This window comes from Syntrophaceae bacterium (genome assembly GCA_013177795.1).
GTDB lineage: Bacteria > Desulfobacterota > Syntrophia > Syntrophales > UBA2192 > UBA2192.
Window position 1 is genome coordinate 618838 of the sequence record JABLXY010000003.1, and the last position, 21446, is coordinate 640283.

The 21446-nt window shown below is 65.8% G+C and carries 21 protein-coding genes; 10 read left to right on the forward strand and 11 right to left on the reverse strand.

Annotated elements, in window-relative coordinates; all coding sequences use genetic code 11:
* The first annotated feature begins 39 nt into the window (after positions 1-39).
* From tolQ to ybgF, 6 genes are all read left to right on the forward strand, one after another.
* On the forward strand, positions 40-780 hold the full coding sequence (gene tolQ / locus HPY67_12720; protein NPV05585.1) for a protein TolQ: 741 nt from the start codon (positions 40-42) through the stop codon (positions 778-780).
* 3 nt (positions 781-783) lie between these two features.
* A complete protein-coding gene (locus HPY67_12725) occupies positions 784-1209 on the forward strand; it encodes a protein TolR (protein NPV05586.1) in 426 nt (141 codons plus the stop codon).
* Entirely contained in the window at positions 1206-1934 is a 729-nt protein-coding gene (locus tag HPY67_12730; protein NPV05587.1) for a TonB C-terminal domain-containing protein, read from the forward strand. The genes HPY67_12725 and HPY67_12730 overlap by 4 nt, the downstream gene beginning before the upstream one ends.
* A 135-nt stretch (positions 1935-2069) precedes the next feature.
* Positions 2070-3389, forward strand: a complete 1320-nt coding sequence (gene tolB / locus HPY67_12735) for a Tol-Pal system beta propeller repeat protein TolB (GenBank protein ID NPV05588.1) — start codon at positions 2070-2072, stop codon at positions 3387-3389.
* 123 nt (positions 3390-3512) lie between these two features.
* Positions 3513-4112 carry a peptidoglycan-associated lipoprotein Pal gene (gene pal / locus HPY67_12740; GenBank protein NPV05589.1) on the forward strand — a complete coding sequence of 200 codons (600 nt, stop codon included), beginning with the start codon at positions 3513-3515 and terminating at the stop codon, positions 4110-4112.
* A 24-nt stretch (positions 4113-4136) separates the two neighbouring features.
* On the forward strand, positions 4137-4964 hold the full coding sequence (ybgF, locus tag HPY67_12745) for a tol-pal system protein YbgF (protein NPV05590.1): 828 nt from the start codon (positions 4137-4139) through the stop codon (positions 4962-4964).
* Between the two features lie 78 nt (positions 4965-5042).
* Here ybgF and HPY67_12750 read toward each other — a convergent pair whose 3' ends face one another.
* The 7 genes from HPY67_12750 to HPY67_12780 all read right to left on the reverse strand — a co-directional run bounded on the left by HPY67_12750 (position 5043) and on the right by HPY67_12780 (position 12630).
* Positions 5043-5843, reverse strand: coding sequence for a DUF4292 domain-containing protein (locus HPY67_12750; protein ID NPV05591.1), 801 nt, complete (start codon positions 5841-5843; stop codon positions 5043-5045).
* Positions 5844-5986: 143 nt separating this feature from the next.
* The gene (locus HPY67_12755; GenBank protein ID NPV05592.1) at positions 5987-7690 is read right to left on the reverse strand and encodes a tetratricopeptide repeat protein; all 1704 of its coding nucleotides are present in this window, start codon (positions 7688-7690) and stop codon (positions 5987-5989) included.
* A gap of 2 nt (positions 7691-7692) precedes the next feature.
* Positions 7693-8637 carry a divergent polysaccharide deacetylase family protein gene (locus tag HPY67_12760; protein NPV05593.1) on the reverse strand — a complete coding sequence of 315 codons (945 nt, stop codon included), beginning with the start codon at positions 8635-8637 and terminating at the stop codon, positions 7693-7695.
* Positions 8638-8654: 17 nt separating this feature from the next.
* Complete coding sequence (locus HPY67_12765; protein ID NPV05594.1) at positions 8655-9980, reverse strand: S41 family peptidase; 1326 nt, start codon at positions 9978-9980, stop codon at positions 8655-8657.
* 203 nt (positions 9981-10183) lie between these two features.
* A complete protein-coding gene (locus HPY67_12770; protein ID NPV05595.1) occupies positions 10184-11005 on the reverse strand; it encodes a MinD/ParA family protein in 822 nt (273 codons plus the stop codon).
* 140 nt (positions 11006-11145) lie between these two features.
* A complete protein-coding gene (locus tag HPY67_12775; GenBank protein ID NPV05596.1) occupies positions 11146-11862 on the reverse strand; it encodes a GGDEF domain-containing protein in 717 nt (238 codons plus the stop codon).
* A 381-nt stretch (positions 11863-12243) separates the two neighbouring features.
* A complete protein-coding gene (locus HPY67_12780) occupies positions 12244-12630 on the reverse strand; it encodes a hypothetical protein (GenBank protein NPV05597.1) in 387 nt (128 codons plus the stop codon).
* Between the two features lie 209 nt (positions 12631-12839).
* Between HPY67_12780 and HPY67_12785 the strand changes: the two genes are divergently transcribed.
* Both HPY67_12785 and HPY67_12790 read left to right on the forward strand, forming a co-directional pair.
* A complete protein-coding gene (locus HPY67_12785) occupies positions 12840-13298 on the forward strand; it encodes a MaoC family dehydratase (GenBank protein ID NPV05598.1) in 459 nt (152 codons plus the stop codon).
* A gap of 9 nt (positions 13299-13307) precedes the next feature.
* Positions 13308-14231 (forward strand): bile acid:sodium symporter, encoded by a 924-nt coding sequence (locus HPY67_12790; GenBank protein NPV05599.1) that lies wholly within the window; start codon positions 13308-13310, stop codon positions 14229-14231.
* Between the two features lie 41 nt (positions 14232-14272).
* Here the strand turns inward: HPY67_12790 and HPY67_12795 are convergent, their stop codons facing one another.
* The 4 genes from HPY67_12795 to HPY67_12810 form a co-directional block, all read right to left on the reverse strand.
* Positions 14273-14950 carry a CAP domain-containing protein gene (locus HPY67_12795; GenBank protein NPV05600.1) on the reverse strand — a complete coding sequence of 226 codons (678 nt, stop codon included), beginning with the start codon at positions 14948-14950 and terminating at the stop codon, positions 14273-14275.
* 9 nt (positions 14951-14959) lie between these two features.
* A complete protein-coding gene (locus HPY67_12800; GenBank protein ID NPV05601.1) occupies positions 14960-15973 on the reverse strand; it encodes a phospholipase A in 1014 nt (337 codons plus the stop codon).
* Positions 15974-16113: 140 nt separating this feature from the next.
* A complete protein-coding gene (locus HPY67_12805) occupies positions 16114-17013 on the reverse strand; it encodes an MBL fold metallo-hydrolase (protein ID NPV05602.1) in 900 nt (299 codons plus the stop codon).
* Between the two features lie 95 nt (positions 17014-17108).
* A complete protein-coding gene (locus HPY67_12810) occupies positions 17109-17393 on the reverse strand; it encodes a hypothetical protein (protein NPV05603.1) in 285 nt (94 codons plus the stop codon).
* 238 nt (positions 17394-17631) lie between these two features.
* On the opposite strand from HPY67_12810, the gene HPY67_12815 reads away from it, so the two are divergent.
* Positions 17632-19659 (forward strand): CoA-binding protein, encoded by a 2028-nt coding sequence (locus HPY67_12815; protein ID NPV05604.1) that lies wholly within the window; start codon positions 17632-17634, stop codon positions 19657-19659.
* Positions 19660-19868: 209 nt separating this feature from the next.
* A complete protein-coding gene (locus HPY67_12820; GenBank protein NPV05605.1) occupies positions 19869-21347 on the forward strand; it encodes an IS1182 family transposase in 1479 nt (492 codons plus the stop codon).
* Positions 21348-21446: the final 99 nt, after the last annotated feature.

Genomic DNA, 21446 nt, shown 5'->3' on the forward strand with positions numbered 1-21446 from the left:
TCGTCTCATCGCATTTAGGGGCCGGACCCGGAGGTCGTCATGGGCACTCTCTTCGCGGTATCCGCCGTCGACTTCGGGGGGGAATTCCGGGGGAATCTCCTCCAGATGGTCATCGACGCGGGGCCGATGGTGCAGTTCGTCCTGCTGCTGCTGCTCGTCTTCTCCATCGTTTCCTGGGCCATTATCCTGATGAAGTACCGCGTCATCTCCAGGACGGAGAAGGAGAACAACCAGTTCCTCGATGCCTACATGAACGCAAGCAAGCTCTCTGACGTGCTGCCCGAGTCGAAGCGGTATCCGAACTCGACCATCGCCGAGGTCTTCCGGGCGGGCTATCTCGAGCTGGGAAAGATCAGCCGCACCCCCCGGGCAAGCCAGGGAGATCTCCTGGATGCGCCGGGCATCGAGATGCGCGGGCTCGACAACGTGGAGCGTGCCCTCCACCGGGCCTGCGGCACCGAGACCTCGAAGCTCGAGAGCCTTCTGGGGTTCCTGGCCACGACGGGCAGCGCCTGCCCCTTCATCGGCCTCTTCGGCACCGTCTGGGGCATCATGAACGCCTTCCGCGGCATCGGCGCCCGCGGGTCGGCCACCCTGGCCGTCGTGGCGCCCGGGATCTCCGAGGCCCTTATCGCCACCGCCTTCGGCCTTGCGGCGGCCATCCCCGCGGTGGTATTCTACAACTACTACTTGAACCGGATCCGCTCCATCTCCCTGGAGATGGACAATTTCGCCTCCGAGTTTCTCAACATCGTCGAGAGGCACTACCTGCAGAGGTAGAGCATGGCCCGCTTCAGACGAAGGACGGACAACGGCAACAAGCCCCTGGCCGAAATCAACGTCACCCCCCTGGTCGACGTGGTGCTCGTGCTGCTGATCATCTTCATGGTCACGGCGCCCATGCTCCAGATGGGGATCGACGTGAACCTGCCCCGCGTGAAGGCCAAGAGCATCAACGTCAGCGAGGAGAAGCTCGTGCTCACGATCAACGGCAAGCAGGAGATCTACATCAACGAGTTCAAGACGACGCTTCCGGACCTGAGCGCCAAGCTCGAGAGCATCTTCAAGTCGCGGACGGACCGGGAGCTCTTCATGCGCGCCGACAAGGAAGTTCCGTACGGGGTCGTCGTTCAGGTCATGTCCGAGGTCCGGAAGGCCGGCATCGACAAGCTGGGCATGATCACGGAACCGCCCAGGGATTCGAGATGACAGGCAACATCCTCAGATGGCGGCCGGACGGCCCCGCGAGCCTGAATGCGGCCGTCCTGATGTCGCTCCTCATCCACGCCGTCGCCCTCGCCGTCCTCTTCTTCTCCCCCGCCTTCCCGTCGCGCACGTGGACCTTCGGCCCGGCCTACTCCGTGGACCTGGTGAGCGCGCCGCCCGGCCCGGGCAAGAGCGCCACGGCGGCCCTCTCCCGGGAGGTCATGAGCGAGGCCCTCAGGGAGAGCGTGCGGGACAACGCGATCGTCCTCAAGAAGAGCATCGTCACGAAGACGCCCACGCCGCTGCTCAAGTCGGATGCGCCGACGACGAAGCAGGACGCGGCCCGTCTCAATCAGGCCATCGAGGAGATGCGCAAGAGGGCGGAGTCCGCCGACGCGGGCGGCCAGCCCTTCTCGGGGCAGGGCAACACGGCCTCGCTGATGAGCCAGTACTACGCCGAGATCTGGTCCCGGGTGAGGCAGAACTGGGCCCTGCCGCAGAGCATCCTGGCGGACAGGAACCTCGAGGCCATCCTCGACGTGCGGGTGCTGCGCAGCGGGCAGGTGACGGATGTGCGGTTCGAGAAGCGCTCGGGCAACAGCTACTTCGACCAGTCGGCCTACCGGGCGATCCGGAAATCCGACCCCTTCCCGCCGCTGCCGTCCTGGATCCAGGACTCGAGCGTTGACTTGGGGATTCGGTTCCGCTCGGCGGACTATCGAAAATAATGAAGCTGAGAAGTTTGGAAGTTGAGAAATTTGGAAGGCATGCAGGTTTTTCGCGTTCTGAAGGATCCTCCAAGCTTCATAACTTCGCAACTTCCTAACTTCCATCTTTTCAAAACGGGAGGGTTTGAAGGCACGATGAAGAAAAACCGCATCGTTCTTTTTTTTGTGAGTGTTCTGCTGCTCGCCGCCGCGCCGGCGGCGGATGCCAAGGTCTACATCAACATCGACTCCCCGTCGGCGCAGAAGTTCCCGATTGCCATCGCGACCTTCAAGAACATGAACAACGCCGCCGGCCAGGACAGCCTCTCGCCCTGGTTCGCCGACACGCTGGGCAAGACCCTCGAGATCACGGGGTTCTTCAACGTCCTCGACCGCAAGGCCTTTCTCGTCGACCAGGCGAAGCTCGGCATCGCCACGGAGAACATCCAGTTCCCGGCCTGGGCCGGGATCGGCGCCGAGTCGCTCGTGACGGGCGGGTTCACGGTGAGCGGCCGCGACCTCACCCTCGAGTGCCGCCTCTTCGACGTCGTGCAGGGCAAGCTCCTCGTGGGCAAGCGCTACTCGGGCAAGATCGAGGAGCGCAAGGAGATGGTCGTGCGGTTCGCCCAGGAGATCCTGGTTGCGCTCACGGGTGAAAAGGGGCTCTTCGACACGAAGATCGCCTTCGCCGGCAAGAAGGGGGGGGCATCCGAAATCTACGCGGTCAACTACGACGGCACCGAACCGGTGAAGCTGACCAACTTCAATTCCATCACGCTCTCCCCGAGGTGGTCGCCCGACGGCCGGCAGATATCGTTCCTGTCCTACAAGGACGGCAACCCCGACCTGCACGTCATGGATCTCAACCGCAAGACCACGCGGAGGATCCTGTCCACGGGGCGGCTGAACCTTCCCGGCAGCTGGTCGGCCGACTCGAAGCGGATGCTCGTGACCTCGAGCAAGGAAGGCAGCGAGGACATCTTCATCCTGAATCTCGCCGACGGCGCCATGACGCGGCTCACCCACGACCCGGCCATCGACGTCTCCCCAACCTGGTCGCCCGACGGCCGGCAGATCGCCTTCGTCTCCGACCGGGGCGGCACGCCCCAGATCTACCTCATGGATGCCAACGGCGGCAACGTCCGGCGGCTCACCTTCGAGGGGGGCTACAACACATCCCCGGCCTGGCACCCCCGCGCAAACCGGGTCGCTTACGAGGGCCGGGCGGGAGGCGGCTTCCAGATCATGGTCATGGATACCGAGGGGGGCACGCCGGTCCAGGTCTCGGCCAACGGGGGCCGCAACGAGAACCCCGCCTGGTCCCCTGACGGTCGCTACATCGCCTTCGTGTCGCGTGCAGGGGGCAAGTCGCGGCTCTGCGTGATGAACGCCAACGGCACCAACGTGCGCGTCATCCACGAGGGGCTCGACGCCTACGTGTCCCCCACGTGGTCGCCCCACCTAAATTTGTATTGACGGAGCCGGAGGGATGGTTTAAGAGAAACCCGTCAAAAGCAATTTCCTTACGGGCACTTGCCTCATCAGGCCCGGAGGAGCTGACAACGGGGTTCATCCGAAGGGCTCAAAAGGAGGATGGCAATGAGGCGATACGGTGTCCTTCCGGCAGTCATCATGGCGTTCGTGCTGGCTCTCTCGCTCACGGTCGGGTGCGGCGCCCCGAAGAAGGCCGTGAAGGAGGACGTGGCGAAGCCCGCGGCGAAGCCGGGGCTCTCGGAAGAGGAGATGGCCAGGCAGCGGGCCGAGCAGGAGGCCCGTGAGCGGGCCCTGCGCGAGCAGGCCATCCGGGACCAGGAGGCCCGCGAGCGTGCCGAGCGTGACCGGGCGGCCGCCGAGGCGGCGAGCCTCAAGGACCTGCGGATCTACTTCGAGTTCGACCGAGCGGAACTCAGCGCCGAGGCCCGCGAGACGCTGGGCAAGGTGGCCCAGATGCTCAAGGCAAGCCCGACGAAGAGCCTCACGATCGAAGGCAATTGCGACGAACGCGGGACCAACGAGTACAACCTCGCCCTCGGCCAGCAGAGGGCCGATGCGGCGGCGCGCTACCTGCAGAACCTCGGCATCGACCGCAAGCGCATCAAGACCATCAGCTACGGCGAGGAGCGGCCGGTCTGCACGGAGCCGACGGAGGCCTGCTGGCGGAAGAACCGCAACGCGACCTTCGTGTTTTCCGGGAAGTAGCAGACGGGGAGGGGAGGGCTCACGGTGAAACGAACGGCTGTCATTCTGGTGACCATCGCACTGCTGATCATCGGGGGCTGTGCCACGACCGATGACCTCAAGAAAACGCAGCGGGACTCCGACAGCAAGATCGCGGCGCTCCGCGCGGAGGTGGAAAAGCTCCAGGCCCGGCTCGACGCGTTCGAGAAGAGCCAGGCCGACACGACGCGGGATCTCCGGAAAAACCAGGCCGACCTCGGCGCCGACTTCGGCAGCGTCCGGGACCAGGTCCAGACGATGCGGGGGCAGGTCGAGGAGATGCACAAGGAGTTCTCCGGCGTCGGCAAAGGGCAGAACCTCAAGGCCCGCCTCGACGACATGGCCTTCCGGATCGGCTACATCGAGAGCTTCCTCGGGATCGCGAAGAAGGAATCGACCAACGGCGCGAAGGCCGAGGGCGTGGGCGTCGGGGCCGCCGAGGCGACGACAGAGCCGAAGAACGACGTGGAGGCGGCCTACAACGCATGCTACAAGCTCTTCAAGGAGGGCCAGTACGTCAAGGCCCGCGAGGAATTCCAGAAGTTCCTGAAGCAATACCCCAAGACGGCGTACTCGGACAACGCCCAGTTCTGGATCGGCGAGACGTGGTACGTGGAGGACAAGTTCGAGCGGGCCATCGTGGAGTACCAGAAGGTGGTGAAGGACCACCCCAACGGCGACAAGGTCCCCTACGCCCTGCTGAAGCAGGGGATGGCCTTCCAGAAGCTCGGCGACAAGGCGAGCGCGAAGATCGTCTACAACCAGGTCATCAAGAAGTACCCCAACACGAACCAGGCGCGGGTCGCGAAGGCCAAGCTTTCTGAACTGAAGTAAATGCAATCCCCCTCAGACCAAGGGGGATGAAGGGGGATTTCTCTGCGGGGCGCCGGCCGTCAGGCCGGGCGCCTTTTTTTACCGGGCCGCCCTGGGGGTGACGCCCTCGGGGGGGGTGAGCAGAAAGAGGTCCCGGTCGTCATCCCGTTCCGCCAGCTCCGGGGCCGTGTTGCGAAGAGACAGCCGGACGGCCGCCAGGCCTGACGTCTCGATCTCGATCCGGCCGGGCACGGCGATCGACCCCACGTCCGTGAAGTCGTGAAACTGCGCCGCGTACGCCGTCCCGCCGTCGCGGCCTGCGATCTCGATCCGCGCCAGGCGTCCCGAGGCCGGATCCACCCAGAGGGACTGGGCCCATCGGCCGCCCGCGTAGACGTCCACCCGGAAGCGGTTGCCGTCGACGGAGCCCTTCAGGGTCTTCGCTCCCGGGACGCCGGGCGGCTGCCCGTAGAGCAGGGCCACGAGGTCCAGCGGCCTCAGCGGGGGAGGGAGGACGCGCCGGATCTCCTCCGACGATTCCGTCCCGATCAGGAACTCCCCCGAGCGGGGCAGGAACATCCGGATCTCTTCGCCCCTGACCGCCAGCATGAAGTCCGGCAGGCCGATGACCGAGATGTCCTCGAGACGCAGGCGGTCGGGCCGCATGGCCGCGGCTGCGATCTTGAGCGTGTGCCTCTCCCGGGGCAGACTCGCCGTGACATGCAGGATGCCGATGAGGACTTTCCCGGGGGCGTCGTCGGCGCCGAGCCTGTCGAGGAGGGCTTCCGGCGGCGGCATGTCCCTCTCGGAGACGACGAGCCCCCCCACGGGGGCGCAGCCGGCCAGGAGGGCGAGGAGGCTGAACAGGGAGAGTAGGATGGCGGGTTTTCTTCCAATCATGAGTTTCCGCTCGTGGATGATGAAGTTGAGAAGCCGGGAAGTTGAGAAGCTTGGATGGGCTATCGACCTATCTCGTCCGGGGAGACGATCCAACCTTCATAACTTCAAAACTTCTCAACTTCCGCATGATGACAGGCTCCGCCTCACCGTTTGCCGCCCGTCCGCGCCTTCAGGGCGTCGATCTTCTCGGCCAGCCCCTTCATGTCGGGCTTGAGCTTCAGGGCCTTCTCGTACTGCTCGAGGGCCTCCTTGAGCCTGCCGGCCTTTTCGAGCGCATCCCCCAGGTGGTCGGCAATGGCTGCATCCTCGGGCAGGATCGATGCCGCCTCCTTGAGATACTTGATGGCCTCGTCGAGCCGGTTCTTCCGGAAATACACCCAGCCGAGGCTGTCGGTGATGTAGCCGTCGCCGGGCTTGAGGGAGAGGGCCTTCTTGATCATGGCCTCGGCCTCGTCGAGCCGCATCCCGCGGTCCGCCCAGCTGTACCCGATGAAGTTGAGGGCCTCGGGGTTGTCGGGTTCCCGCTTCAGGATCTCCTCCATCTCGCGGATGCCGTCGTCGGGGCGACCCATCTTGTCGTAGAGCATCCCGATCCGGTAGCGCAGGTCCGTGTTCTGCGGAGCCGCCGCGATGCCGTCCTTGAGGGTCGCCTCGGCCTCGTCGAGCCTGCCGTCGGCCTCGTAGAGAGCGGCCAGCAGCCCGTAGAGGGCCGGGTCGTCCTTCTTGGCGGCCAGGGCCTTCCGGGCCCTCACGATGGCCTCGGCGGTCTTGCCCTGTCCCTTCAGGATGTAGCCGGCGCGGACCTGGGCGCTTCCGTAGAGGGTCGATGCGGCGGGGATGCGCTCGTACTCCTCGAGCGCCTCGCCGGGCATCTTCTTCTCCTCGTAGGCTCCCCCGAGGAAATAGCGCGCCTCGTGGTCGTTGGGGGCGCTCGCCAGAAGGGTGTTGAGCTCCTCGATGGCGCGCTCCGTCTTCTGGGTCTCCAGGTACGCCAGCGCCAGGGTGAGGCGCGCCTCCCGGTTGCGGCTGTCGAGTTTCAGGACCTCCTCGAGGATCGCGATGGCCTCGGCATAGCGCTTCTCCCGGATGTGGAGCTTCGCCAGGCGCAGCCGGTAGCCCATGCGCAGGGGGTGCTCCTCGATGAGCCGGCCGTAAATCTCCCGGGCCCTGGCGGTTTCGTTCTGGATCTCGTAGAGCAGCGCAAGATCGGAGAGGGCGGACTCGAAGCCGGGCTTCAGGGCCAGGGTCTTTTCCATCCACGCCGCGGACTCCTTGTAGAGCCTCATCTCCCCATAGATCTTTCCGAGGTAGTAGTGGCCCATGACGCTCTTGGGGTCCTTCGCGAGGAGCGACTGCAGGGTCGCCACGGCCTCGTCGTAGCGCTTGAGCTCGGCATAGATCACGCTCAGGTAGAGGTAGGTGTCGTGGTTTTCCGGGTCCAGCGCGATGACGCGCCTGTAGGCCCCGATGGCCTTCTCGTAGTCCTTCTTGAAGAGGTGGATGCTTCCCATGAGCGCGTAGGTCTCCGCGCGCTCGGGGTTGTGCACGAGGGACTGCTCGCAGACGGTGAGCGCCCGGTCCAAATCGCCCATCTTGACGTACAGCGAGGCCAGCTCCCCGGCCAGGAAGGCCGACTTGGGGTCCAGCGCGAGGGCCTTTTCGTACTCCGCGGCCGCCTCCTTGAGCTTGCCGTCCAGGGCGAGCATCGTGCCGATCGAGTAGTGATAGGTGGCGTTCCTTGACGGGTCGGACGCCGCGGCCTGCTTTGCCGCCGCGGGGGCGGCGAGGCCGGCCAGCGCCGCCAGCGTGACGGCCAGCAGGATTGCATTCCGAATGGCTTTCTTCATGGCTACCGGTTCCTGTTTGGGTTTCTGTGCATGGCCGCGCCCCGGGGGGCCTCACGGCCCTCGACGAGCTCGGAGAGCGGCACGAAGCGGATGCCCGCCGCGGACAACCGGGGGACCGCTTCCTCCAGGGCGCTCACCGTCTCCGGGTAGGGGTGACCGATCAGCAGCAGCTCGCTCCGCGCATCCCGGCTGTCGAGGAGCCTCTCGAGGCGCATCGCGGCCCGGCTAGGGTCCTCGGCCTCGTCGAGAAAGAGGTCCCGCTCGGCGAACCGCAGGGCTTGCTCCGCGGCCAGCTCCCGCGCAACAGAGGCCTCCGTCGTCCGGCTGTCCACGAAGTAGAGCCCTCTGTCCCGCAGCACGCCGAAGACGACCCGCAGCGCCTCCCGATCCTCCATGAACTTCGATCCCATGTGGTTGTTCACGCCCTTTGCGTGCGGCACGGCCTGCAGGTCTTCCAGGAGGGTCCGCCGGATTTCGCTCGCCGTCATGGAGGCAAACAGGGCGCCCCGGCCGGGGTCCCGCTCGGGCCAGCCGTGGGGTTCCATGGGAAGGTGCAGGAGAACCTCCCGGCCCGCCCGATGGATGGCGTCAGCGCAGGATCGGGCGTGGGGGGCGTGCGGCAGCACCGAAAAGGCCAAGGGGGCCTTGATGGCCAGCAGCTTTCCCAGCGCGTCGGGATCGTGGCCGATGTCGTCGATGACGATGGCGACCCGTTTGCCCGCGGTGCCCTTTTCGCCGGACGGGACCGTGCCGTGCCTGTCCGGGGCGGCACGCGGGGTTTTCCCGGCGGGTTCCTTCGATGGCGGCGGGGGCGGTGCGCCGTCTTGCCGGCCGCCTTCGGGGATGAGCCAGAGGGCGATCAGGCCCGTGATGCAGGCGACCAGGAGGATCAGGGACAGCCTTGTCCCAAGGCTTTCGGTGGAACGCCTCTTCTTCCTGCGCTTCAAGGGTCGGCGCGCGCCTCTCAGTTTTTCCCGATGCGCTTGAATACCTCCCAGCTCTTGAGGATGTCGACGGCGCTCTTGAGCTGATTGTCCCGCTGCAGATCGGTCTTCTCCTTGCCCTTGTCCTGCTCCTTGCCCTTGCCCTCCTCAGGCTTCTGTTCGACCTCACGATCCCCGCGGATGTGCCCCTTGAGGTCTTTCTCCCTCAGCATGTGGGCCTCGGCCGTCTCCGGGCCCTCGGCCGGGCGGATGGGCTCGACCACGATGTCGGGCTTGATGCCCTCCGCCTGGATGGATCGGCCCTTGGGGGTGTAGTACTTGGCGGTCGTCAGCTTCAGGGCGGAGCCGTCCTCGAGGGGGATCACGGTCTGCACCGAGCCCTTGCCGAAGGTCGGCATCCCGAGGACGATGGCCCGGCCGTTGTCCTGCAGGGCGCCCGCGAGGATCTCCGAGGCGCTGGCCGTCCCCTCGTTGACGAGGACCACGATGGGGGACGTAGGCTCGGTGCCGTCGTCCCTGGCGACGAACTTGCTCTCGATGGCCTTCGCGCGGCCCTTGGTCGACACGATGGTGCCGGACTTCAGGAAGGCATCCGATGCCTTGACGGCCTGGTCCAGGAGACCCCCGGGGTTGTTGCGGACGTCGATGACGAGGCCCTTGAGTTCCTTGGACTTGCCGCTGATCTGCTGGAGGGCCTTCTTGAGCTCGTCAACGGTGGATTCCTGGAAGGCCGAGATGCGGATGTAGCCGATGCTGTCCTCGTAGACGTTGTGCTTGACGCTCTTGATCTTGATGACGGCCCGGGTGATCTCGTAGTCCTTGGGCTCCTTGAAATCCTTGCGCATGATCGTCAGGGTCACCTTGGTGTTCTCCGGGCCCCGCATCTTCTTGACGGCCTCCTGGATGGACATGCCCTTCGTGATCTGGCCGTCGATCTTCATGATGCGGTCGCCGGCCTTGATCCCCGCCTTGAACGCGGGCGTGTCCTCGATCGGGGAGACGACGGTCAGCTGGTCGTTCTGCATCGAGATGACGATGCCGAGGCCGCCGAAGGTCCCGCTCGTGTCCACCTGGAGCTCCTTGTACTGGTCGGGGGTCAGGTAAGCGCTGTGGGGGTCGAGGGACTTGATCATCCCGTTGACGGCCTCGTCGATGAGCTTCTTCTGCTTGACCTCCTCGACGTAGTTCTTCTCGACGATGTCGAGCACCTCGTTGAAGATCTTGAGGCTCTTGTAGGTGGCCGTGTCGACGGCGGAGACTCTGGTGTCCCCGTAAGGGCCGAACAGAACGAACAGCGTCAGCAGAAGGCATAGGGTCACGAAGAGCTTGCCCTTGGCACTTTTCATCAAAACCTCCATGAAACCGCGAACATAATGATTGGTCTCCCAAGGTAGCATGTTTTTATGAAATGTCCATGAATATTTTCAGGGAGAAAGGGGCCCGGGTGCAGGGTTCCGAGGCCGTGAACGCAATCCGGCAGACGGCGGAAAATCCCCGGTGCACGGGGGATTTCAGACCCTGTCGCTTCCGGCAGCCTGCGTGACGCGCGTCAGTGCAGCGTCCCCCTGGCGGCATCGGCCCTTGCGCGGCCTGTCCGCTGCCTCGGCCCGGGGGCGCCCCAACGACTGACGCCCTCGGCGATGCGGGAGAAGCAAGCCGCCGTTTTCGAGGCCGGCTCGGCCACGACGAGCGGTTCCTGCCGGAGGATGGATCTCGGCACCGCCTCGTCCCGGTAGACGGGCCCCAGGTATTCCGTCGCGACGCCCAGGAAACGGCGGCAGATGCCGTCGACGTGGTTGAAAATCCTCTCGCCCTCGCGGTCATCGGCCACGGTGTTCACGACGAGACCGAAGGCGTCTCTCCCGAAGACCTGGTGCATGACCTTCATCATGGCGTAGGAATCCGTGATCGAGGTCAGCTCGCGGTTCAGCACGATGATGTTCCGGGGCGCCAGAAGGTTGAACTGCAGGACCGTCTCGGCGATGCCCGCACCCGTGTCGAGCAGGATGGCATCGTAGCCCTCCAGGGTCAGAAGCATTCGTTTGACGATCTGGATCTTCTCGAACAGGAGCTGGGCCATCTCCCGCACGCCGGAACAGGCCGGCAGGAGATCGAAGCCCGCCCGGGTCGGGATGATGACCTCTTCCGGCGGGGCGCTGCCGAAGAGAACGTCCTTGAGGCTCAGCCGGGGATGGATGCCCAGCATGATGTCCACGTTGGCCAGGCCGAGGTCGCAGTCGACCACGAGGACCTTCCGCCCGCGCGAGGCGAGGGACGCGGCGAGGTTCACCGTGACGAAGGACTTGCCGACGCCCCCCTTGCCGCTCGTGATCGTGACGATGAGGGGCGTCTTGTTCGGGTGCATCGTCATTTCTCTCTCTCGTAGCCTGTTGTTCGCACGGTGCGGTATCGATACAGAAGGAAAGAGGGTAAGAAGGTAAGAAGGTTGGATAAGCGGAGAGAATGCTTTTTTGTCACAGCTTCATCCAACGTTCTCACCCTCTCACCTTCTCACTCTCTGCCTGGCGGAGCCGTCTCCAGGCCGAAGAGCGCCTCGCGCTCCGCCGGGCCCACCGGCTGACGCTGCCGGGCCTGGGCCGCAGCCTGGGCGGGGTGGCAGATGCGGTTCTTGCCGGTCTTCTTGGCCCGATACAATTCACTATCGGCTTGTTTGAAGAATTCTTCAGCACCCATCGGGCTCGAGGGCTCGAACACGGCCAGCCCGAAGCTCGCCGAGACCCGGACGGCCATCTTCCAGGTGTAGCGGGAAGTGAATTCCCTCAGCCGCTTCGCAATCCCGATCCCGTCCAGCAGGCTCGTGGCGGGCATGATGACGGCGAACTCGTCACCGCCGTAGCGGCAGACGAAGTCCGTGGGGCGCAGCTTCTCGCGGATCAGGCCGCCCATCTGGGTGAGGAACCGGTCGCCCTCGTCGTGGCCGAGCCGGTCGTTGATGTCCTTGAAATTGTCGAAATCGATCATCATCAGGCAGCAGGGCTGGCCCGTCCGAAGGGAGCGGGCCATCTCGATCTCGAGCTGGATGGAGAAGAACCGCCTGTTGTAGAGCCCGGTGAGGTCGTCGCTGAGGCTCAGTGACTTGAGCTGCCGGTTCTCGTGCGCGAGCGCAGCCAGGCGTCCGGCGAGGTCATCCACGGGCTCGACGACGAGGTCGGCCGTGCCGGCAAGGAATTCCCGGTCGGCCGGCGAAAGGCCCTCGGCAAGGATCACGAAGGCCTCCGGCGCGGCGCCTTTCCCGGGGCGCAGCCATGCCGTCAGCGTTCGGTTCTCACCGAGGATGTCGGCGAGGGTGCGGCCTTGGGTTGATTTAGAAGGCCTCGATTTGACGGTCTTTTTTTTCTTTGGCGGCGACGGCATGGACGCTGGGGGTCGTCATTGCGGGCATGGCGATGCAAGCTCTCGGGATTGCATTATCGCCCATGCCCTTGCGCAATGACCGGTTTTCAACGAAACGCTGCAAGAAAGGTGCCCGCAGAGGATCCGCACGTTCGGGGGACCGGGCTCAGGAAACGGACGGAAATAAAAGAGGGACGAACGCGGAGCGATCCTCCCTCTTTGCGTTTCCTGGATCCTTTACCCTGCACCCTGAGCTCAGGGCAGCTTCATGTTCCGGCGCTGCATCTCCGCGCGCACCTCGGCACGGCGGTTCCGGAGCTCCTCGGTCCCGCTGCCGCCCACGGGGGCCGATGTGGAGACGCCGACTCCCACACCGCTCCCGCCGCCGCTTCCCCATCCCCAGCTTCCGCCGCCGATGCCGATGCCGACCGACGACGAGGGACCCGAACGCTCGCGGCGGTCGATCTCCTCGGTGAGGCGAAAATGGTAAAGCAGCAGCTCGTCGTTGTCCATCTTGCGGAAGTCCTGGGCAAGGAGCGCCCCCGCCTCGGCCCGCGTGTGGTTCGCACAGCCCCACAGGCCCGCCGAGGCCGCCAGGGCAATCAGCAACGCGAGGGCCGCTGTTGTCTTCAAGGTCTTCATGGCCGTTCCTTTCCATCCGTGTTGACGAAACTATAGTGGGCTCTTCAGGGTTTGTCAATTCGCGTCCGTTTCCCGCGGTGTCAGCGGAGCGTATCGCCCGGCAAAGAAAGCGTGGATTCGGCAAGGGGCGTGATGGTATAGAAAAGCCTCACCGGGGCGGCCCGGCTCTGCAGAGATGAATGACGAGCCCCGGGAACGGAGCAGGAAGGATGGGAACGCTCTATTTCGACGATTTCAGGGTCGGCGACCGATTCGAGTCGCCGGGGATGACGGTGACGGAGGGGCAGATCATCGATTTTGCGATGCGCTTCGACCCGCAGGTCTTCCACGTCGACGCCGAGGCGGCGAAGGCGACCCCCTACGGGGGGCTCATTGCGAGCGGGATCCACACGATCGCCCTGACGTTCCGCCTGTTCCTCATGACGGGCGCCCTCAACGCGGAGAACAGCCTGGGGTCCCCGGGGTTCGACGAGTTGCGGTGGCTCAAGCCCGTCCGCCCCGGCGACACGCTGCGGGCCGAGGGCGAGGTCCTGGAACTCAGGCCCTCGAAGGCCGCCGACCGCGGCATCGTCCGTTTCCGCTACTCCGCGCGCAACCAGAAGGGCGAGACGGTCTTCACGGTCATCGGCAACCAGATCGTCCGCCGCCGCCCGCAGGGCGCGGTGTGAGCACCCGCCATGGCGCTCCCGTTCCGGCCGAGAGACATCCTGCTGCTTGCCGTCGTGTTCTCGTCGATGGCGGCCGGCATCTGCTGCCCGGGGGTCTTCGCCTTCCTGCAGCCTTACCCGCTCGCGTGTCTCATGGCGCTTTTCTTCATGAGCTTCCTCTCCATCCGGCTCGAGGCGGTCCGGGATGCCCTTCGCCTGGCGGGCTTTCCGCTCCTCGTCCTCGTCCTGCTGAAAATGTTCGTCCTGCCCCTCATCCTTTACGGGCTGTTCCGGGTCGTCCTGCCCGACTACGCCCTCTCGGCGCTCCTGCTGACCGCGGTCTCCACGGGCGTCGTGGCGCCTTTCATGTCGAACCTCGTGGGGGGCAACAGCGCCCGGGTCCTCGTCGTGACCGTCATCACGTCGCTGCTGGTGCCCTTCAGCCTTCCGGCCGTCGTCGAGATCGTCCTCGCGAAAAGCGTGGAGCTGTCCTTCTGGGACATGCTCCGCGTGCTGGCGCTGGCCATCCTCGTCCCGATTGCCGCCGTGCAGGCCCTCCGGCGCGCCGCGCCCCGGCTGCTCGAGGCCGCCAACCGCCGTGCCTACCCCGTGAACCTCGTCCTGTTTGCCTGCATCAACCTCGGGGTCTTCTCGAAGCATGCCGACGTCTTCTACAACGACCCCGGCCTCATCGGGGAGGCGGCTCTCGTCGGCATCGCCCTGTCGGCCCTCTACGCCGCCGCGGGTATCCTCTTCTTCCGCCGCAGCGCCGTGGAAGACCGTCTGGCGGGCGCCGTGATGATGGCGCACATGAACAACGTCCTCATGATCGTCTTCTCGGCCCAGTTCTTCGGGCCCCGGGAGACGATGACGGCGGCCATGTACCTGGTGCCCTTCTTCGGGCTCGTGCTGCCGCTGAGGCGCTACGGCGAGCGTTCCGGGCGGGGGGCGTGAGCAGTACGGGGCGCCCTGGCGCGGATGCCGCGCCGATGCCGTCAGGGGCCTGTCTTCTCGCGGAAGCCGCCCGCGAAGGTGATCGCGCAGGTGACGCCGTAGGCGGCGTGCGGGCCGCAATCGACGCCCATGACGCGGAATGCGGGGTTGAAAAGGTTCTTCCGGTGCCCGCGGTCCGGCACGCCGTCGTCGACGATGAAGGCCGCCACCACGTCGCGGGCCGTCCGCTGGCCGTAGGCGACGTTCTCCCCGATGATGGACTCCCAGCGGCCGTGGCGCTCGATGCGCTGCGACGGCGTGCTGCCGTCGGGCCCCGTGTGGCCGAAACCGCCCGATGCCCCCTGGGGCGCCACGAGGTCGCGGGCGGCGAGCGACAGTCCGCGCGAGAGGCTCAGGGCGCCCACGGGCCGCTGCCTCTCGAGCCAGCGGATGGCCTCGTCGACGGCCGCACGGCCCTCCTCCGTCCGGATCGGCGTCTCCCCGGGACGCCTCAGCTGCGTGCCCCGGTACCAGGGCCGCTGGGCCTTCAGCCAGGCGGCATAGGCCCCCGGGTTCGTCCGGGCCAGGTTGACCTCGCGGACGATCTCCTGCGCGAGGGCCTCGAAATCAATGTCCCGGGCGGCCGCCGCAGGGGCGGCGGTCAGGAGCCCGAGGAGGGCGCACAGGCCGAGGCGGGCAAGCCCCGGCAGCGCGCCGCGCAGGCGGAGCCGGATGCGCATCCCTCTACCCTACCAGTCCTTCACCATCACGCCCACGCCGATGCGGTGCGCGAAGTGGTTGTAGTCGATGAGGCTCTCGCCGTAGCCCACGAAGTACTGGACGTAGCCGTTGAGGTGCTCGATCAGGGGGAAGCTCACCTCGAGCTGCGCCGCGCCGCGGTTGTCGTCGAGGCGCAGGTTGTTGCGGAGCATCAGCGCCAGGTGGAAATCCCGCCAGATCGTGCCCAGCCAGATCTCCCCGTAGCCCAGGTAGGACTCGATGTCCGGGTTGTCGTCCTTGTCTGCGCTCTCGGGGATGCGCAGCCAGGTCTTGAGCTGGAGGTTCAGGACGTCCCTCTCGAAGCCGAAGTTGGCCACGATCCGGTTCCAGCTGCGCGAGAGGGGCTCGCCGCGGCCGTTGGACTGGTGGTTGAGGCCGACCTGGATGAACCGGCTCCGCATCAGGCCGAGGATGTCCGTGTCGGTGCGGTAGTTGAGCAGGGCCTCCGGTTCGTAATTCGTCTCGCGGAAGGGGGAGGAGAACTCGGTGTTGTAGAACTGCCAGAACGACAGCTGCGTATAGGCGAACCAGAGATCCAGGGGCAGCCCGAGGATGTCCTGCCAGAGCTTCACCTTGAGGCTGATCTGGAACTTGATCTCGGCGTCGTCGAGCTCCGTGCCCGGGTAGGCCGACTCGAAGGGCTTCTTCTCCTGGTGGAAGTTGTAGGTGTAGGGCAGGATGTAGTTGTGCCGGTGGGGCATGATGGCGTAGCGCCTCAGCCGGCTCTTCTCGTCGAGCTGCCACTTCCGGCTGAAAAAGGACGGCGGCGAGGCATCGCCCGTCGCGGGCGGGACGGGAGCGGGCATCACACGCTCGGCCGTTCTGCGTCCGGCCGCCTCGTCGTAACAGCGGAGCCGCGCCGCGTCGTCTTCGATCAGGGCGCATTCTTCGAGGCTTGCGGCCGCCGCGGCCCGCACGGGGCAGCCGGGAGGCCCGCAGAGCAGAACGAGCAGGAAACAGGCAAGAAGCCGATGACGGTTCATATCCCCCCTCCCCAGCGGCGATCGCACGGACCGAGTATGCCAGCGGCAGGCCCGCATTTCAAGCGGGGATCGGCGGCAGGAGGGAAAAAAAGGGGGCAGCCCGGGCGGCCGCCCCCGCGGCAAATCGATGCAGGCGGGATTCAGGACTGAAGGTTCTTCTCCAGGAACTTCATCATCTGCCGGAAGACCCCCTCGAGGATGTCCGGCGCGATGAAGTAATCCGGGCACTCCTTGTAAAACAGGACGTTCATCGCCTTGGCGGCGTCGTCGACGTTGCCCTTCTCCCGGAGGATCCCCTCCATCATGGCGCGGAGCTTCCGGCCCTCGCGCAGGGTCAGGTCGATGAACCCTCGGGCGTCCTCGCCCGTGACATAGCCGTAGTGGTCCGCGCAGAGAAACTCCACGGCCAGGGGCTTCATCTTCTCGAGGCTCTCGAGGTACTGGGTGAAGTTGGTGTTGGCCGACGCGAAGGAGCCCTCCCGGTAGGGGATGCCGCCGCCGTCGGAGGCGAAGAGGGCCTTCCGTTCGGGCTCGTAGGCCGTGATGGAGCAGTTCGTGTGCCCGGGGGTGAAGAGGATGTCCAGCGAAACCCCTCCCAGGTCGATCCGGTCGCCCTCCGCCACGGTCGTGCCCGCGATGTCGTCGCGCCAGGCGAAATCGACGTCCTGCAGGGCCGCCCCGAGTCCCATCTTCTCCGCCACGACCCGGCTGAACTGGTTGGCGATGTCGATGGCCTTCTGCATCTGGAGGATCCGCCAGGTCTCCGCCGAGCCGCAGACCTCGATGGCCGGCCAGTTGCGCTTGAACCAGGGGATGACGCCGATGTGGTCGAAGTGCGAGTGCAGGATCAGGATCTTCGTGAGCTTCGCCGGGTCGAGCCCGAAGTCCTGCATCTGCCTCCGCACGTCCGGCAGGATGTGCGCGAGCCCCCCGTTGATCAGGATGGACCCGTCGCGCCCCTCGAGCCAGTACACCCCCGACTCCTCGCGGCCGAGGTACCAGAGGTTCTCCGCGACCTTTCCCGCCGTGCGATGCCTCATGGGCGGACCCTCCTTTCGTCTTGATGTGCCCGCAGACCCACGGACTCTATAATGCATCCGGGCGGGGGATGGCAAGGGGAAAGGCGCAACACCGGCTATCTCTTCCGGTCCTGGTAGTGGGTCGGGATGCGGATCTCGTCGGGGTTGAGGTTGCCCAGCAGCTCACTGGCAATGATCCGGTCTCGCAGCACCCGGATCTTCGCCTCGTACAGGGGCAGGGCTTTCTTCAGCCGCTCCCGCTGATCCGGCTTCAGGATCGCCGATTTGAGGGCCCTGACGATCTGGTCCCTTACGGCACTGAGCCGGCCGAGCTCCTCCCTCTTCTCGCGAAGCTCGTCGGGGTCGAGGGCGTATTTGGCGAAGTCGTTTTTCGGGTCCATGAAGCCGGCCGTGCCGAAATTGGGCGCAAGCGATTCCCCCGGGCTCGGTCGAATCGGCCGCCCTGCATCTGAATATCGGCTGCGCGAAGATTCCTCTTGAGCGGAAAATGACGCCGGATCGGGAGGTTTCTGATCCAACTTCCCCATAGAAAATGCAGGGCCCCTGTGGTAGGATTCGGCCGTTCTGTCAGGGGGACCCACCGTTTCTTCACCGCAACCGCACGACAAAGGAGGACCTATGGAATCGATCCGTCCGCTGGATGCCATCTTCAAGCCGGCGAGCGTGGCCCTCATCGGCGCCTCGAGCACGCCCGGAAAGCTCAGCTACGACATCCTCTACAACCTCATCCACGCCGGCTTCACGGGGCCCATCTATCCCGTCAACCCCAAGGCCGACGAGATCCTGGGGCTCAAGGCCTATCCGTCGATCGGGGCGACCCCGACGCCCGCGGACATGGCCGTCGTCGTCATCCCCGCCCGGATGGTCGTGGGGGCCATCGAGGAGTGCGGCAAGGCCGGCGTGAAGTCCGCCGTGGTCGTCACCGGGGGGTTTGCCGAGGCGGGCGCGGAGGGGGAAAAGCTCCAGGCCCAGCTGGCGAAGGCGGGCCGGGAGCACGGCGTGCGGCTCATCGGGCCCAACTGCCAGGGGGTGAACATCCCCTACAGCAGCCTCTGCGCATCCTGGCCGCTCATCACGACGAGAGGGCGCATCGCCTTCATCTCCCAGAGCGGCACCGTCGGCGCGGCCCTCATCGACTGGGCGAGCGTTGAGCACCTGGGGTTCAGCGGCTTCGTCAGCCTCGGCAACCGGGCCGACGTGGACGAGTCGGACTGCATCCACTACTTCAACGACGACCCCAACACGAGGGTCATCGCCTGCTACATCGAGGGCGTGAAGCGCCCCGCCGCCTTCGTCGAGGCGCTGAGGCAGGCCTCCAAGCCCGTCGTCATCCTCAAGTCGGGCCGCACGGCAAGGGGCCGCGTAGCCGCCGAGAGCCACACGAAGTCCCTGGCGGGAAGCGACGAGGTCTACCAGGCCATTTTCAAAAAATACAACGTCTGCCGCGCCGACAACCTCGAGGAGCTCTATGATTTCGCCAAGGGCCTGGCGTACCTGGACCGGCCGGCGGGCAAGCGGCTCCTGTTCATCTCGAGCTCCGGCGGCGCCGCGATCCTGGGCATCGACGAGGCCGAGAAGTACGGCTTCGAGGTCCCCTTCCCGCCGGAGGAGCTCAAGGCGCGGCTCCGGGCGTTTCTGCCCGCGCACTGCGGCCTCACGAACCCCATCGACCTGACGGGCGACGCCATCACGGACCCCAGCCTGTACTCGAAGACGATCGCCGAGGCGAAGTCCGACTACGACACGAGCGTGGTGATCTTCGGCGACCCCGTCCACGGCGCCTCGGACATCGTGACGGGCAAGGGCGAGCTCGTCGTGTTCTGCGGGGGGGCCGAGGTCGAGCGCGAGGAGGCCCTCAAGATGCACGAGAAGGGCATCCCCGTCTACCCCACGCCGGAGCGGGGCGTGCGGGCCCTGGCCCAGTTCTTCGCCCACGAGGAGGCGGTGCCCAGGGCGCCCGAGCCGCACGGGAAGGCGGACGACGCGGGGCCGAGGCTCCGGCTCATGCCCGCGCCGGCGGCGGTGCGCCTGCTGCGCTCCTACCGGATCCCGGCCGTCACGGCGGCCCCCGCGAAGAGCGCGGCCGAGGCGGTCAGGCTTGCCAGGCGGTTCACCCGGCCCGTGGCCCTCAAGGTCGTCTCGCCCGACATCTCCCACAAGACGGACGTGGGGGGCGTCGCGCTCGGCATCCCGCCCTCGGGCGTCCGGAAGGCCTGGGACGCCATGATGGCAGCGGTCCGCAAGAAGGCACCCGGCGCCCGGATCGACGGGGTCACGCTCTCGCCCATGGCGGCGCCCGGCGGCGTCGAGGTCATCCTCGGCATCGCCCGCGACCCGCAGTACGGGGCGACGATGCTGTTCGGCCTCGGCGGAATCTTCGCGGAGATCTACAAGGACGTGCAGCTGTGCCTGCTGCCGGCCTCGCCCGGCGATTTCGAGAGGATGATCCGGGGGATCAAGGGATACCCGATCCTGGCGGGGGCGCGGGGCAGGGCCCCGAGGGACATTGCGGCCCTCGTCGACGTGATGGGCAGGCTCGCGAGGATCGCCGACGACTACCCGGGGTTCGACCAGATCGATCTCAACCCGGTCATCGTCTACGAGAAGGGCGTCTCCGTGGTGGACTACCGGATCCTGCACAAGTGAGGCGTGTGCATCACGGCGCGCCGCGGGCCCGGCTGGGGACGGGGTTCTCGATAGAAGAAACACATTCTCCCCCGGCGGGATAGGCAATCCCAAGTTTCCCTCTCCCTTGGGAGGCTGTGTCGCAATAGGGAGTAGGGGCTGAGTTCTTTGACAAAAAAATATCCGTAACGCACCTCGAAGGATCGCCAACCCCGGCCCGGTGTGCTAGAGTGCTCCGCGAAAGGAGATGCGCTCATGCCTATCGAACCGGCGACCGTCTGCAACTGGGGCTGCTGCCCGCCAGCATCGAGGACTACGTGTCCCCCGAGGACCCGGTACGGGCCTACGATGCCTTCGTGGAGGCCTTGGATCTGCCGCAACTGGGCATCGAGGTGGACCCCAACCAGGTCGGCAACGCCGCCTACGATCCGCGCGCGATGCTCAAGCTGCTGGTCTACGGCTACTCCTACGGGGTACGCAGTTCCCGCAAGCTCGAACGGGAGTGCCACCACAACCTGGCCTTTGTGTGGCTGATGGCCGGGCTGAGGCCCGACCACAAGACCATCGCGGAGTTTAGGCGCAACCACAAGGCGGCCCTCAAGCAGGTGCTCCGGCACTGCGCCCGGCTCTGCATCAAGCTCGACCTAATCGCGGGCAACGTGCTGTTTGTCGACGGCACAAAGATCCGGGCCAATGCCTCACGCTACCGCAGCCATGACCGGGCCTGGTACGAGAAGAAGCTGGCCGATCTGGATCGGCGCATCGAGCAGCTGTTGCAGGACTGCGAGGCCATCGACCGCCGGGAGCGGCACATGGACTCGTACGTGGCGATGCGAAAGGACCTTGCCCAGACGAACACGCTCAAGGACCGGGTCCAGGAGGCCCTGCGGGGCTTCGAGGGAGGCAGCCACCGGCACGTCAACCTCACCGACCCGGACTGCGCCCTGATGAAGAGCGTCCAGGGCAGCCACGCGGCCTACAACGTCCAGTTGGTGGTGGATGACAAGCAGGGGCTTCTGCTGCAGGCCGATGCCGTCGAAGAGACCAGTGATGTCAACCAGTTCGCCCGGCAGATCGAGGCCGCCAACGCGCTGCTGGAGAGTCCCTGCGAGACGGCCTGCGCCGATGCCGGCTATGCCGACACGGCGGAGCTCGAGAAGATCGACCGCCAGGGGATCCGAGTGATCGTGCCTTCACAGCGGCAGGCGAGGAAAGAGCCGGAAAAGCCGTTCAGCAAAAGCCATTTTGCGTATGACCCAGAGCAAGATGACTACAGCTGCCCTGAAGGTCACAGGCTCCGGTATGAATCGACGGAAAAACGCACGGGCAAGCGGCACTACGTGATCACCGACGCGGCCATCTGCCACGCGTGCCGGCACTACGGGAGCTGCACCCAGGCGCGCAGGGGGCGCAAGATCATCCGGCTGCCCAACGAAGAGGTTAAGCTCAGGCTGGAGGCCCAGTACGAGGAGGCCGCCTCGCAGGCCGTCTACGAGAGGCGCAAAACCCGGGCCGAGCATCCCTTCGGGCACATCAAGCGCAACCTCAAGGTCGATGCCTTCCTGCTACGGGGGCTCGAGGGGGCGCGAGCCGAGGTCTCGATGCTGGCCAGTTGCTTCAATGTGGCTCGCCTGATCTCGCTGCTCGGGGTCAACGGGCTCATCGAGAGGCTCCGGGCCCTCGGAAGGCCCTGCTTCGCACCGGCATGAGGCTCAACGGCGCTCTTCAAGGGCCCTGAACCATCAAAACCTGCCCGACAGACCGTGCGCGGATAGACGTTACGGATATTTTGTTGTCAAAGAACGGGT

Bases quoted from the DNA above. Each gene is read 5' to 3' on its own strand.
- tolQ (NPV05585.1), top strand. From the start codon at position 40: ATGGGCACTCTCTTCGCGGTATCCGCCGTCGACTTCGGGGGGGAATTC.
- HPY67_12725 (NPV05586.1), top strand. From the start codon at position 784: ATGGCCCGCTTCAGACGAAGGACGGACAACGGCAACAAGCCCCTGGCC.
- HPY67_12730 (NPV05587.1), top strand. From the start codon at position 1,206: ATGACAGGCAACATCCTCAGATGGCGGCCGGACGGCCCCGCGAGCCTG.
- tolB (NPV05588.1), top strand. From the start codon at position 2,070: ATGAAGAAAAACCGCATCGTTCTTTTTTTTGTGAGTGTTCTGCTGCTC.
- pal (NPV05589.1), top strand. From the start codon at position 3,513: ATGAGGCGATACGGTGTCCTTCCGGCAGTCATCATGGCGTTCGTGCTG.
- HPY67_12750 (NPV05591.1), bottom strand. From the start codon at position 5,843: ATGATTGGAAGAAAACCCGCCATCCTACTCTCCCTGTTCAGCCTCCTC.
- HPY67_12755 (NPV05592.1), bottom strand. From the start codon at position 7,690: ATGAAGAAAGCCATTCGGAATGCAATCCTGCTGGCCGTCACGCTGGCG.
- HPY67_12765 (NPV05594.1), bottom strand. From the start codon at position 9,980: ATGAAAAGTGCCAAGGGCAAGCTCTTCGTGACCCTATGCCTTCTGCTG.
- HPY67_12770 (NPV05595.1), bottom strand. From the start codon at position 11,005: ATGACGATGCACCCGAACAAGACGCCCCTCATCGTCACGATCACGAGC.
- HPY67_12780 (NPV05597.1), bottom strand. From the start codon at position 12,630: ATGAAGACCTTGAAGACAACAGCGGCCCTCGCGTTGCTGATTGCCCTG.
- HPY67_12785 (NPV05598.1), top strand. From the start codon at position 12,840: ATGGGAACGCTCTATTTCGACGATTTCAGGGTCGGCGACCGATTCGAG.
- HPY67_12790 (NPV05599.1), top strand. From the start codon at position 13,308: ATGGCGCTCCCGTTCCGGCCGAGAGACATCCTGCTGCTTGCCGTCGTG.
- HPY67_12795 (NPV05600.1), bottom strand. From the start codon at position 14,950: ATGCGCATCCGGCTCCGCCTGCGCGGCGCGCTGCCGGGGCTTGCCCGC.
- HPY67_12800 (NPV05601.1), bottom strand. From the start codon at position 15,973: ATGAACCGTCATCGGCTTCTTGCCTGTTTCCTGCTCGTTCTGCTCTGC.
- HPY67_12805 (NPV05602.1), bottom strand. From the start codon at position 17,013: ATGAGGCATCGCACGGCGGGAAAGGTCGCGGAGAACCTCTGGTACCTC.
- HPY67_12810 (NPV05603.1), bottom strand. From the start codon at position 17,393: ATGGACCCGAAAAACGACTTCGCCAAATACGCCCTCGACCCCGACGAG.
- HPY67_12815 (NPV05604.1), top strand. From the start codon at position 17,632: ATGGAATCGATCCGTCCGCTGGATGCCATCTTCAAGCCGGCGAGCGTG.